The following is a 14,452-nucleotide window of genomic DNA, read 5'->3' as shown; positions in this document are numbered from 1 at the left end:
GTCCGGATCCGAGGCGTACAGCGTCCCCAGCTCCCAGCCACGGTCGTCGGGGAAGGGCGTGATACCGTCGCGGCCTTCCGAGAGCAGATGCCAAAGTTCCTCCGGTGACCGTACTCCGCCCGGGAAACGGCAGCTCATCCCGACGATGGCGATCGGCTCGTCGGTGGGTGCCGCCGTCGGGGTGGGGGCCTCGCGGTCCGGCATGGGAGCGCCGTGCGTCACCTGGTCGAGCAGGAAGGCGGCCAGCGCGGCCGGTGTCGGGTGGTCGAAGACGAGGGTGGCGGGCAGCCGGATGCCCGCCACCGCGCCCAGGCGGTTGCGCAGCTCGACGGCGGTCAGCGAGTCGAAGCCCGCGTCCTTGAACGCCCCCTCTGTGGGCAGTGCGTCGTGGGTGCGGCGGCCGAGGACGGTGCCGGCCTCGCGCCGGACCACGTCGAGAACGGCCTGCGGGTGCTCGGTCGCCGGGAGGGCGGCCAGGGTGCGGCCCAGGGAGGATGCCGAGGCGCCCGTCGTCCGCGCGCCGTGCTCGGCCGCGCCGGTGAGCAGCCGGGGGCGTGCTCCGGGGATGTCCTCAAGGAGCGGGCCGGGGCGTACCGCGTCGAGCCCGGCGGCGAACTGCTCCCAGTCCACGTCCGCGACGGCCAGCGTCGGTTCGTGCCCGGTGAGCGCCTCGTCCAGCGCGGTGATCGCCAGCTCCGGGTCCATGGCGGTCAGTCCGGCGCGCCGCATCCGGTCCGTGACTGTGGCGTCGGCGGCGAGTCCCTCGCCCGACCAGGCGCCCCACGCGATGGACGTGGCCGCCAGGCCCTGGGCGCGGCGGTGCTCGGCCAGCGCGTCGAGCGCGGCGTTGGCCGCCGCGTAGTTCGCCTGTCCGGCGCCGCCGACGATCGCCGCGAACGACGAGAACATCACGAAGAGCGGCAGGTCCAGGTGGCGCGTCAGGTCATGGAGGTGCCGTGCCCCGTCCGTCTTGGGGCCCCACACCGTTGAGAAGCGCCGTGCCGACAGCCCTTCCAGGACACCGTCGTCGAGGAGCCCCGCGGTGTGGACGACGCCGCGCAGCGGGAGTTCGGTCGGTATCTCGCGCAGGACGTCGGCAAGTGCCGCGCGGTCGGCGACGTCGCACGCGACCACGGTCACCCGGGCACCGAGGCCGGCCAGTTCGTCGCTGAGTGCGGCCGCCGCGGGGGCTTGCCGGCCCCGGCGGCTCACGAGCACGACGTGCTCGGCGCCCCTGCGCACGGCCCAGCGTGCGGCGTGGCCGCCCAGCGCGCCCGTTCCGCCCGTCACGAGGACCGTGCCGTGCAGTGCCTTCGCCGGTGCGGGTGCCGTACTGGCGGCGGCCCGCACGAGGCGGCGGCCCAGGATGCCCGACGACCGCACCGCGACCTGGTCCTCGCCGGAGGGGCCCGCGAGAACCGCGGCCAGTCGGCGTCCGGCCCGCGCGTCCAGGTCTCCGGGCAGGTCGACGGAGCCTCCCCACCGTTCCGGTGACTCCCGGCCGATGGCGCGTCCCAGGCCCCAGACCGCTCCCTGGCCGGGGTGGACGTGCTCGTCCCTGCCCGCCGCGACGGCGCCCTGGGTCAGCGTCCACAGCGGCGCGTCCTGCGCCGCGTCGCCCAGCGCCTGTGCGAGGCAGGCCGTGGAAACCGGGGGCCGTCCGTCGTCCGCGAGGCCCAGCAGCGACACCACACCGGTCAGCGGTCCGTCGGCCGCGGCCTCACCGATGCGCGCGGCGAGCGCTGTGCGGTCCGGCTCGGTGGTGGTGCCGTCCGTGTCGAGCGTCAGCGGTACGGGGATGGCGCCCGCGTCGCGCAGTACGTTCTCGCACCACTGCGTCAGGTCGGCAGGGCCCGACGCGGCCGACACGAGGAGCCAGCGGCCGGTCAGTTCGCGGGGCGCGGGTTCGTCGAGCGGCTTCCACACGGCCCGGTACCGCCAGCAGTCGAGGACCGCACGGTCCCTCCGCTCGCGCCACCATGCGGCGAGGACGGGCAGCACGGTGTCGAGCGAGGTGCGGGCTTCGCCCTCGGCGCCGAGGGTGCCCGCGAGTACGTCGGCGTCGCCGCGTTCCACCTCGGCCCAGAACCGTGCCTCGGTGCCGGTGCCGGCTGCGGGCCTGTCGGGCACGTCCAGCCAGTAGCGCTCACGCTGGAAGGCGTACGTCGGCAGGTCGGCGGGCAGTGCCGCGGGTGCGGTGGCGAAGCAGGCGGACCAGTCGACGGCGATGCCCGCGACGTGGGCCTCGCCTGCGGCCGAGAGCAGGAAGCGGCCGTATCCGCCGTCGTCCCTGCGGAGCGAGCCGACGACGACGGCACGGTGGTGGCCCGCAGCCTCCAGCGTCTCGCCGAGCGGGCCCGTCAGGACGGGGTGGGCGGACACCTCGACGAACGCGTCGAAGCCGTCGCCCGCCAGGGCCTCGACGGCGGTGCGCAGCTCGACCGTGGTGCGCAGGTTCGTGTACCAGTACCCGGCGTCCAGCTCCGCCCCGCCGAGCCATGTGCCGGTCACGGTCGAGCAGAGGGGGATGTCGCCGTCGCGCGGCGCGAGGGGGGCCAGTACGTCAAGGAGCTCGGCTCGGATCTGCTCGACCTGCGCCGAGTGCGAAGCGTAGTCCACGGGGATCCGCCTGGCCCGCACGCCGTGTTCCTCGCAGTGGTCGAGCAGTTCGGCGAGCGCGGTGCTCTCGCCCGAGACGACCACGGCTGCGGGGCCGTTGACCGCGGCCACGGACAGCCGGGTGTCCCAGGGGACTAGGAGTTCGGTGACTTCTTCGGCGGATGCGGACACGGCGACCATGCCGCCGGTGCCCGCGAGTGCGGAAAGCGCCTTGCTGCGCAGCGCGACCACGCGCGCGGCGTCGTCCAAGGACAGAGCGCCGCTGACCACGGCCGCCGCGATCTCGCCCTGGGAGTGGCCGACGACCGCTTCGGGCACCACGCCCAGCGCGCGCCACTGCTCGGCGAGGGACACCATGACGGCCCAGAGCGCCGGCTGCACCACGTCGACGCGGGTCAGCGCCGCCTCGTCGGTGAGTACGTCGCGCAGTGACCAGTCGACGTACGCGGACAGCGCGCGCTCACACTCGGCGAAGCGGGCGGCGAAGACGGGTGAGGTCTCCAGGAGTTCGACGGCCATGCCGGTCCACTGCGCGCCCTGGCCGGGGAAGACGAAGGCCACGCGGCGGCCGGGCGCGGCGGTGCCGACGGTGGTGTTCGCCGCCTCCTCACCCTGTGCCAGTGCCGTCAGTCCGGCGAGCAGTTCGTCGTGGTCCGCGCCGACCACGACCGCGCGGCAGGGCAGGGCGGCCCGGCCCGTGGCGAGGGTGCGGCCCACTACGGCCGGGGACGTGCCGCCGCCCACCGTCCGCACGTCCGACGTCTCCGCGTCCGACGTCTCCGCGTCCGACGTCTCCGCGTCCGATATCGCCGCGTGCGAAGTCTCCGCCTCCGACACCTCTACGCCTGATGTCCCTGCGTACGACAGGAGGCGTGCGGCCTGGTCGCGCAAGGCCTGCGGGGTCTTCGCGGAAAGGAGCCACGGCACGGCGGCCGCTTCAGGGGCGCGCCGTGCGGGCTCTGCCGGCTCGGGGGCGTCCGGGGCCTGCTCCAGGATGACGTGGGCGTTGGTGCCGCTGATCCCGAAGGAGGACACGCCCGCGCGGCGCGGACGGCCGGTGTCCGGCCATTGTTCCCGTTCGGTCAGCAGCCGCACGGCGCCCGCCGACCAGTCCACTTCGCGGTTCGGTTCGTCGAGGTGCAGGGTGTGGGGCAGCACCCCGTGCCGCATCGACATGACCATCTTGATGACACCGGCGACGCCGGCTGCGGCCTGGGCGTGGCCGATGTTGGACTTCACCGAGCCGAGGAGCAGCGGTCGGTCGTCGGGCCGGTCCTGGCCGTATGTGGCGAGGAGCGCCTCGGCCTCGATCAGGTCGCCCAGTGGGGTGCCGGTGCCGTGGGCCTCCACCACGTCGACGTCCGCCGCGGTGAGGGCGGCGCCGTCGAGTGCCTGGCGGATGACGCGTTCCTGCGAGGGACCGTTGGGGGCCGTCATGCCGTTGGAGGCGCCGTCCTGGTTGACGGCGCTGCCGGTCACCACGGCGAGGACGCGGTGGCCGTTGGCCTGTGCGTCGGAGAGCCGCTCCAGGAGCAGCACGCCGACGCCCTCCGCGAATCCGGCGCCGTCGGCGGCGGCGGAGAACGGCTTGCAGCGGCCGTTCGCGGCGAGGCCGTGCTGGCGGGAGAACTCCACGAACAGGCTCGGTGTGGCCATGACGGTCACGCCGCCGGCCAGGGCCAGGGAGGTCTCGCCGCGACGCAGGGAGTGGCAGGCCAGGTGCAGCGCCACCAGCGAGGAGGAGCACGCGGTGTCGATGGTGAGGGCCGGGCCCTCCAGGCCCAGGTTGTAGGAGATGCGGCCGGAGGCGACGCTGCCCGCGCTGCCGTTGCCGAGGTAGCCCTCGAAGTCCTCCAGGCCGGTGAGCGCGCCGAGCAGCCGCGAACCGTAGTCGTTGTACATCACGCCGGAGAACACTCCGGTGCGGGTCTCCCGCACGGTGTCGGGTGCGATGCCCGCGCGTTCGAACGCCTCCCAGGAGGCTTCGAGGAGCAGCCGCTGCTGCGGGTCGATGGCCAGGGCCTCGCGCGGCGAGATGCCGAAGAACTCGGGGTCGAAGTGGTCGGCGTCGTAGAGGAATCCGCCCTCGCGGGTGTAGCTCTTGCCGGGCCGCTCGGGGTCGGGGTCGTAGAGGTTCTCGATGTCCCAGCCGCGGTCGCCGGGGAAGCCGGAGATCGCGTCGCCGCCGGTGGACAGGAGCTCCCAGAGGTCCTCGGGAGAGCGCACGCCTCCGGGGAAGCGGCAGCTCATCCCGACGATCGCGATGGGCTCGCGGTCCTTGCCCTCCGCTTCGCGCAGCTGGGACCGGGTCTCCTGCAGGTCGACGGTTACCCGGCGAAGGTAGTCGCGCAGTTTCGCTTCGTTGGCCGAGTTCGACATCAAGAAACCTCAAGATCCTTGTCGATGAAGTCAAATATCTCGTCGTCAGTGGCTGCTTCGAGCGTGTTGGTGCTCGGTGTGCTGCCGGGTGGCCGGGTTCCGCCGGTCCTGTCGAGCAGTTCGCGCAGCCGGGCTGCGAGCCGCTCGCCCGCCTCACCCTTGGGGTCGAGTCGCGTCAACGCGGCTTCCCACTGGTCGAGTTGAGCAAGAAGATCGCCCGCGTCGAGAACGTGTGCGGCGACGCTGCGCTCCAGCACGTGCTGGGCCAGCGCCTTGGGGGTCGGGTGGTTGAAAACGGCCGCGGCGGAGAGGCGAAGGCCGGTCGCCGCGGTGAGCCGGTTGCGCAGCTCGACGGCGATCAGCGAGTCGAAGCCGAGGTCCAGGAAAGGAGTGCCGGAGGGCACCGATCCGGGCGAGGCGTGGCCGAGGACGGCGGCCACCTCGCCGAGCACCAACCGCTCGGTGGCGGCGGCCTGTTCGTCGTCGCTCATCGCGGCGAAGCGCGCGGCGTACTCCTCTGCCGCGGTGCGGCCGGTTTCCGTGCCGGTCGCGGTGCGGTCGCCGGGGGGCGTGCGGTGGTGGCCGCCCGCGAGTGCCCTGAGCACCGGGGGCACCGGGCCCGCGTGCCGTACGGCGGCGGGGTTGACGCGCAGGGCCGCGACGAGCGGGGTGTCGGTGGTCAGTGCGGCGTCGAGGAGAGCGAGGCCTTCCTGGTCGGAGAGCGGGGGGAGTCCGGACCGGGTGATCCGTGCCCGGTCGCGGTCGGTGAGGTGTCCGGTCATGCCGCTGGCCTGCTCCCACAGGCCCCAGGCGATCGAGGTCGCGGCGAGGTTCAGGGACCGCCGGTGCTGGGCCAGCGCGTCGAGGTGGGCGTTGGCCGCCGCGTAAGCCGCCTGCCCCGCACCGCCGAGGATTCCGGCGGCGGAGGAGAACAGCAGGAACACCGACAGGTCCTGGTCCTCGGTGAGCCGGTGTAGGTTCAGGGCCGCGTCGGTCTTGGGGCGGAGCACCCGTTCGGCCTGTTCCCGGGTCAGGGCCGTCAGGGTCGCGTCGTCGAGCACGCCTGCCGCGTGGACGACGCCGGTCAGCGGGTGTTCGGCGGGCAGGTCGGCGAGGAGCGCGGAGAGCGCGTCCGGGTCGGCGGCGTCGCAGGCCACGATCCGTGCGTGCGCGCCCGCCTCGGTAAGTTCCGCGACGAGTTCACCGGCTCCTGGGGCGTCGGGTCCGCGGCGGCTGAGGAGCAGCAGGTGGCGTACTCGGTGCTCGGCCACCAGGTGGCGTGCCACCAGGGCGCCCAGCGTTCCGGTGCCGCCGGTGATCAGCACGGTGCCCGCGGAGTCGGGCAGGGCCGTGCGGCGGCCGGCCGCGGTGGCGCGCACGAGCCTGGGTACGCGGGCGACTCCCGCACGTACCGCGACCTGGGGTTCGCCGGTGGCCAGCACGTCGGCGACCAGGTCCACGTCGACGGTCAGGTCCGCTGGGGCGTCGGTGGCGTTGGCGTTGGCGGCGGGATCGGTGTCGATGACGACGAACCGGTCGGGGTGCTCCGCCTGTGCCGACCGCAGCAGGCCCCACACGGCCGCGCCGGGCAGATCGTGCGGCGGTTCGTCCTCGAGACCCACGGCGCCCCGGGTCAGGACGACGAGCCGCGCGTCGGCGAGACGCTCGTCGGCCAGGAACCGCTGCGCCGCTCCCAGGACGTCCGCCACCGCTTCGGCCGCTGTGGCGCAGTGCGGCAGGGGCAGTACGAGGGTCTCGGTGAAGTCGTCGTCCACGACGGCAGGACCGTGCTGGTCGATGACGGTGAAGGTGGTGCCGGGGGTCGTGGTCGTGGCCGTGGTGGCGGGCAGCGTCTGCCAGTCCACCGTGTACAGCGTCTTCGTCCCGGCGGCGAGGAGCTGCTCGGGCCGGACGGGGCGCAGGGTCAGGGAATCGACGGAGACGACGGGAGTGCCGTTCCGGTCGGTGGCGTCGAGGGACAGCGCGTCCGGTCCAGCGGGCGCGAGCCGTACCCGCAGCGTCGTCGCCGCCGTGCCGTGGAAGGACACCCCGGCCCATTCGAACGGCAGGTGTCCGTCCTGTGCCGCGCCGTCGTCGACGAACGTGCCGGCGCCGACGGCGTGCAGGGCGGCGTCCAGGAGCGCGGGGTGCACGGTGAATCCGCCGGTGTTGGTGTTCGCGGCATCCGCGGTGTCCGGCAGCACGATCTCGGCGAGGATCTCGTCGCCGTGCCGCCAGGCCTGCCGCAGGCCCTGGAACAGCGGCCCGTACGCGAACGACCGGGCCGCATGGTCCTCGTACAGCCGGGTCACGTCGACGGGTTCGGCACCGGCGGGCGGCCAGGCCGCGGGGTCGGCCGGCGGACGGACGGTGGCGGTGGCGTCCGCCGTGCCGAGCCGACCGGTGGCGTGCCGGGTCCACGGCTCGTCGGGCCCGTCCGCCGCGCCGGTCTCCGGGCGCGTGTGCACGGTGAACGACCGGGTGCCGGTGCCGTCGGGCGCGCCGACCGCCACCTGCAGCAGTACCGCCCAGTCGTCGTCGGGCAGCACCAGTGGCTCCTGGAGAGTCAGCTCGACGACCCGCCCGTGGTCCTCCCGCGCACCGGCCCAGGCCACGAGTTCGAGCAGGGCGGTGCCCGGCAGCAGGATCCGGCCGCGGACCGCGTGTTCGGCGAGCCAGGGGTGGTCCGCGACCGAGAGCCTGCCGGTGTGCAGGGCCCCGCCGTCGGCGAGTGTCACCTCGGCCTGAAGCAACGGGTGTGCGGAGCCGGTGAGTCCGGCCGTGGAGAGGTCGGCGGCGGGTGCGTCGGGGGCGGTCAGCCAGTACCGCTGGCGTTCGAAGGGGTAGGTGGGCAGCTGCACCGGGGTGGCGTGCGTGTCCTCGTACGCCTGGTTCCAGTCCAGGCTCACACCGTGCAGATGTGCCTGGGCGAGCGCGGTGTGGAAGCGTGCCGGGCCGCCCTCGCCGCGGCGCAGCGTGCCGAGGGCCACGGCGGTTCCTTCGGTGTGTTCGAGGGTGTCCGCCACGTCCATCACGAGGACCGGATGGGGGCTGATCTCCAGGAAGACGCCATGCCCCCGCTCCGCCAACTCTTCGATCGACGGGGCGAACTCGACGGTGCGGCGGAGGTTCTCGTACCAGTAGTGCGTGTCGAGTGTGTCGGTGTCGACGAACTGGCGGGTGACGGTGGAGAAGAAGGGGATCGCGGAGGTCCTGGGTGTCACGTCGCCCAGCTGCCGCAGCAGCTCGGCCCTGACGGACTCCACCTGCGGCGAATGAGAGGCGTAGTCGACCGCGATCCGCCGGGCCCTGGTGCCATCCTCGGCACAAATGGCGAGGAGCGCGTCGAGGGCGTCGCTCTCGCCGGAGACCACGACGGACTCCGGTCCGTTGACGGCGGCCACGGTGAGCCGTCCCTGCCAGCGGTCGAGCAGTGGCGCGAGGTCCTTCACGGACCGTGCGACGACGCCCATCGCGCCACTGCCGACCAGCGCGGTGAGGGCCCGGCTGCGCAGGGCGACCACTCTGGCCGCGTCGTCCAGGGAGAGCGCCCCGGCGACGCACGCCGCCGCGATCTCGCCCTGCGAGTGCCCGGCGACGGCGGCCGGCTCGACTCCGTGGGCGCGCCACAGGGCGGCCAGGGAGACCATGACGGCCCATAGCGCGGGCTGCACGACGTCGACGCGTGCGAGGAGCTCGGGGTCGTCGAGGGCGTCGGTGAGCGACCAGTCGGTGTGCGGCGCCAGGGCCGCCGCGCACTCGTCCATGCGGTCGCGGAAGGGCGCGGAGGTGTCGAGGAGTTCGCGGGCCATGCCGGTCCATTGGGAGCCCTGGCCGGGGAAGAGGAAGACGATGCCGCCGCGTGCGCCCGCGGTGCCTTCCAGGACGCCTGGTGCCGGGGCTCCCTCGGCCACGGCGGCCAGTCCGGCCAGGAGCGCGTCGCGGTTGTCGCCGACGATGCCCGCGCGGTGCTCGAACAGGGACCGGGCGGTGGCCAGGGTGTGGCCGACGTCGACGGGTTCCAGCTCCGGCCGGTCCGCCAGCCAGGCCGCCAGCTGCCGTGCCTGGGCGGCGAGTGCCGCCCTCGTCCGGCCGGACAGCAGCAGTGGCCGGGGGCGGGTTTCCCGTGCGGCGGGGGTCTGCGCGGGCGCGGGTGCCTGTTCCAGGATGACGTGGGCGTTGGTGCCGCTGATCCCGAAGGAGGACACGCCCGCGCGGCGCGGACGGCCGGTGTCGGGCCAGTCGCATGCCTCGGCGAGCAGTTCCACCGCGCCCGCCGACCAGTCGACGTGCGGGGTGGGTTCCTCGGCGTGCAGGCTGCGGGGCAGCACGCCGTGTTCCATGGCGAGCACCATCTTGATGACTCCTGCGACGCCCGCCGCGGCCTGGGCGTGGCCGATGTTGGACTTCACCGAGCCGAGCAGCAGGGGCTGTTCGGTGGGGCGGTCCTGACCGTACGTGGCAATCAGGGCCTGCGCCTCGATGGGGTCGCCGAGTGCGGTGCCCGTGCCGTGTGCCTCCACGGCGTCCACGTCCGTCGGGGCCAGCCCCGAGTTGCCGAGTGCCTGGCGGATGACGCGCTGCTGGGAGGGGCCGTTGGGTGCGGTCAGGCCGTTGGACGCGCCGTCCTGGTTGACGGCGGTGCCGCGCACCACCGCGAGGATTCGGTGTCCGTTGCGCAGGGCGTCGGAGCGGCGTTCCAGGACGAGTACACCGGCGCCCTCGGCCCATCCCGTACCGTCCGCCGCGGCGGAGAACGCCTTGCACCGTCCGTCGGCGGCGAGGCCGCGCTGCCGACTGAAGTCGATGAACGTGTCGGGGCCGGCCATCACGGTCACCCCGCCTGCGAGCGCCATCTCGCACTCGCCCGAGCGCAGGGCCTGGGCCGCGAGGTGCAGGGTCACCAGGGACGACGAGCACGCCGTGTCCACCGTGACCGCCGGGCCTTCGAGGCCCAGCGCGTAGGCGACGCGGCCGGACACCACACTGCCGGAGCTTCCGGTGCCCAGGTAGCCCTCGGCCTCCTCGGGCACGGCGGGCAGTCGTGAGACGTAGTCGTGGTACATGACACCGGTGAACACTCCGGTCCTGCTGCCGCGCAGGGACAGCGGGTCGACACCGGCGCGCTCGACTGCTTCCCAGGAGGTCTCCAGGAGCAGCCGCTGCTGCGGGTCCATCGTCAGTGCTTCACGCGGGGAGATCCCGAAAAAGCCGGCGTCGAAGTCCCCTGCCCCGTAGAGGAATCCGCCCTCGCGGACATAGCTCGTGCCCGCGCGCCCGGCCTCGCGGTCGGGATCGTAGAGGTTCCCCAGATCCCAGCCACGGTCCACCGGGAAGCCGCCGATGCCCTCCCGGCCCTCCGCGACCATCTGCCAGAGATCCTCGGGCGAACCCACCCCGCCCGGATAGCGGCAGCCCATCCCCACGATCGCCACCGGATCGTCGGCATCCACCGCCACCACCGGCGCACTCACCGCGGCCTCGCCCCCCGCAAGCCCCGTCGCCTCGGCCAGTAGGTGCTCGGCCAGCGTCTCGGCCGTCGGGTAGTCGAAGACGAGCGTCGCGGGCAGCCGCAGACCCGTCACCGTGTTCAGACGATTCCGCAGTTCCACAGCCGTCAGGGAATCGAAGCCGAGGTCCTTGAACGACCGCTCCTCGCTCACAGCTTGCGCGTTGTCGTGGCCCAGCACCGCGGCGACCTGCGACCGCACCGCATCGAGCACGGCGGCGCGCCGTTCCTCCCGCGAGAGCTCCGCCAGCCCGTCGCCCCACGACGAGGCGGCCTGCCCGCCCGCGGCCCTCGGCAGTGGTACCCGCACCAGGCCCCGCAGGAGGGGGTGCAGGGCGCCTGCCGCGGCCTGCGTACGCAAGGTCGCGGAGTCCAGGGACACGGGCACCGTCACCGGCTCGCCGGCCATGAGCGAGGCGTCGAACAGGGCGAGGCCATCGGCCGCCGACAGTTCCAGCACGCCTGTCCTTGCGATCCGTTGACGATCGGCCTGTCCGAGGCCCGCCGTCATTCCGCGCCCGGTCGCTCCGCCCTTCGCACCGCGGGTCGGTTCCCAGGCGCCCCAGGCGAGCGAGACGGACGGCAGCCCTTCGGCGCGGCGGTGGTGCGCCAGGGCGTCGAGGAAGGCGTTGGCGGCGGCGTAGTTGGCCTGTCCCGCGCCGCCGAGTACACCGGCGACGGAGGAGTACGTCACGAACCAGGCCGGCATCAGGTCCCGGGTCAGCTCGTGCAGGTTCACGGCCGCGTCGATCTTGGGCCGCAGCACCCGTGCCAGGGCGTCGGGGGTCAGCGAGTTCACCGTGGCGTCGGCGACCACGCCCGCGGTGTGGATCACGGCCGTGAGCGGATGAGCGGGATCGATCCGCTCCAGCAGTCCGGCCAGCTCCGCCCGGTCCGCGGCGTCGCAGGCCTCGACCGTCACGGAGGCCCCGCACCCGGCCAGCTCGGCGACCAGTTCGGGCGCGCCGTGGGCGGCCATGCCGCGTCGGCTGGTCAGCACGAGGTGGCGCATGCCTTGCTGTTTCACCAGGTGCCGTGCGAGCAACGCCCCCAGGGCACCGGTCCCGCCAGTGATCAGGACGGTGCCGTCGGGGGACGGGCCGGAGGCCTGCTCGGCGGTCGGCGCGGCAGCGGGCGCGGCAGCCCGGTCAGTGGCCAGGGCGGTCGCAGCGAGTCGCGGCAGGCGCACCTTGCCGGTGCGGATCGCGCTCTGGGGTTCCGCCGAGGCGATCACTGCCGCGAGCGCGTCCGTAGAGCTCCGCGGAGCGTCCACGTCCACGTCGACGAGCAGGAGACGGCCGGGGTGTTCGAGCTGGGCCGAGCGCAAGAGGCCCCAGACCGCGGCGCCCCCGGGGTCGGCGACGTTCTCTCCCGGCTCGGCCGCGACCGCGCCGCGGGTCACGACCACGAGCGGCACTCCGCCGAAGCGCTCGTCCGCCAGCCAGGTGCGCAGCTGCGCCAGAACACCCGCCACTGCCCCGTGCGCATGCTCGGGCGCGATCGACGGGCCGGTCACCACCGGCAGGAGTACGGCGGTGGGGTGCCCCGCACCCTCCGGGCCCGCGGCGAACAGCGCGGCCAGGTCGGCGAAGCACGCCGAGGTGGCACCGGCGGGAGCGGACAGCCGCTCGTCGCCGTCACCGAGCACCGCCCACCGCTGCCCGCCCGTCACGGCGGACCAGGGCTGATCGGGCCAGTCGAGCCGGTACAGGACGGGCGTGTGAGCCGCCGCATCGGCCGCCAGGTCGCCCTCGGGCGCGGGCCGCAGCACCAGCGCGTCCACGGATGCCACCGGCTCACCTGCGGCATCCGCCACGGAGAGGGATACCGCGTCGTTGCCGGCCGACGCGATCCGCACCCGCAGCCGATCGGCTCCCTGCGCGTACACCGTCACTCCGCGCCAGGAGAACGGCAGTAGAGCCGCTCCCGCGTCGGCCGAAGCGAGCCCCGAGGCCTGCACCGCCGCGTCGAGCAGCGCCGGATGCACGCCGAAGCCCCCGGTTTCTGCCAGTTCGGCACCCGTGTCCGGCCCGACCGGCACGACCTCCGCGTACGTCTCTTCACCGCTGTTCCAGACCCTGGTCAGGCCCTGGAACAGCGGCCCGTACGCGAACCCGGAGCGCGCCGCCCGCTCCCGATACGCGGCCACGTCCAGTTCCACCGCACCGGCCGGCGGCCAGGCCCGCGACGGGGTGACCGCCCGTACCGGCCCCGACTCCGTGACGACGCCGGTCGCGTGCCGGGTCCACGGCCCGTCCGTGTCGGCGGAGCGTGCGTACACGTCGACGGAACGCGCCCCGGCGACAGCTCCGCTCGCTCCGGCAGCCGCGGCAGGCGCGGCAGGCGCGGCAGGCGCGGCGACTTTTACCTGGATGTCGACGGCCCCTTGCGCGGGCAGGGGCAGCGGCGCCTCCAGCGTCAGTTCCTCGATGTGCCCGCAGCCGGCCTCCTGTGCGGCCCGCAGCACCAGTTCCACGAACGCGGTCCCCGGCAGCAGGGCCGTGCCCCGCAGCGCGTGGTCGGCCAGCCACGGGTGGCTGTGCAGCGCGACGCGGCCGGCCACCGTGCAGCCGTCCTCGTCCGCGGACCGCAGCACGGCCGTCAGCAGCGGATGGCTCACCGGCCGGGCGCCCGCGAAGGATCCGGCGGCGGCGACGGGCAGCGACCAGTAGCGGCGGTGCTGGAAGGCGTAGGTGGGCAAGGTCGACGGAGCCCCCGAGCAGAGGGTGGACCAGTCCACCGGCGCCCCGGTCGCGTACGCGGTGGCGAGCGCCGCCAGGGCCGTCTCCACCTCGTCACGGTCCGGCCGCAGCACCGGTGCGTACGCCGCCCGGTCACTGTCGTCCGTCTCCCGTGCCAGTGCGGAGAGCACTCCGCCCGGTCCGACCTCGACCAGCACCTCGGCACCTGACTCCAGAACAGCGTTGGCCGCGGCCGCGAACCGAACCGGCTCACGCACGTTGCGCACCCAGTACGCGGGCGTGCACACCTCCGCGGCCTCGACCGGTCCGCCGGTGACCGTGGACACCATGGGTACCAGCGGCGGCGCGTACTCCACCTCTTCGAGCACCCGTGAGAACCGCTCGACCATCGGCTCCATGTGCTCCGAGTGGAAGGCGTGCGAGACATCCAGCTCTCTTGTACGACGCCCCTGTTGAACGAAGTTTCGGGCGACCTTCGCGACCGCGTCCCGATCGCCCGAGATCACCACTGCGCGCGGGCCGTTGACCGCGGCGACATCCACCCCCGGCATCAGGCGGGCCCGGACCTCCGCCTCGTCACCCTCGACGGCCACCATCGCGCCGCCCTCGGGCAGTTCCGCCATCAGCGACGCGCGCGCCGCGACGACCCTCGCCGCATCCGCGAGCGACCACACACCCGCGATGTGCGCGGCGACCAACTCGCCCACGGAGTGGCCGAGCACGAAGTCCGCGGTCACTCCGAAGGATTCCAGCAAGCGCCAGACCGCGACCTCCACGGCGAACAGCGCGACCTGCGCGCGCCTCGTGTCCCGAAGTTCCTCGTCGCCGCCCTCGAAGACCAGCGGCCGCACCGGGAAGTCCACCCACCGTTCCAGCTCGGCGCAGACCGTGTCGAAGGCCTCGGTGAACGCCGGGAACGTCGCGTACAGCTCCCTTCCCATACCGGCCCGCTGAGCCCCCTGCCCGGTGCACAGCACCGCCAGGCGGCCGCCGGACGCACGCACGCGTCCCCGCGTCAGCCGCGCGGCCGGCTCGCCACCGGCCAGTGCGACGAGACCCGCCCTCAGTTCGTCGATGTCCGCGCCCAGCACGACGGCACGTTCCTCGAACCCCGTCCGCGTACGGGCCAGCGCCGCGCCCACCCGCGACACCTCGGCCGCTTCCCCGTCTCCGGTACGGGTCCACGCGAGCAGGCGTTCGGCTTGTCCTCGCAGGGCTTCGGGGGTCTTGCCGGACAGCACCC

At 73.9% G+C, this 14,452-nt stretch carries 2 protein-coding genes; both read right to left on the bottom strand.

Annotated features, from left to right (window positions below):
• Window positions 1–5,001 (bottom strand): type I polyketide synthase (locus tag ABEA26_RS31040; RefSeq protein WP_425587924.1); only part of this gene is annotated, 5,001 nt, incomplete at its 3' end.
• A complete protein-coding gene (locus ABEA26_RS31035; RefSeq protein WP_345596775.1) occupies window positions 4,998–14,351 on the bottom strand; it encodes an SDR family NAD(P)-dependent oxidoreductase in 9,354 nt (3,117 codons plus the stop codon). The genes ABEA26_RS31035 and ABEA26_RS31040, both read right to left, overlap by 4 nt.
• Between the last annotated feature and the right edge of the window lie 101 nt (window positions 14,352–14,452).

The organism is Streptomyces marokkonensis (genome assembly GCF_039539045.1).
Lineage (GTDB): Bacteria > Actinomycetota > Actinomycetes > Streptomycetales > Streptomycetaceae > Streptomyces > Streptomyces marokkonensis.
Note: the sequence above shows the minus strand (reverse complement) of the source record. Positions and strands in the feature narration are given on the sequence as shown.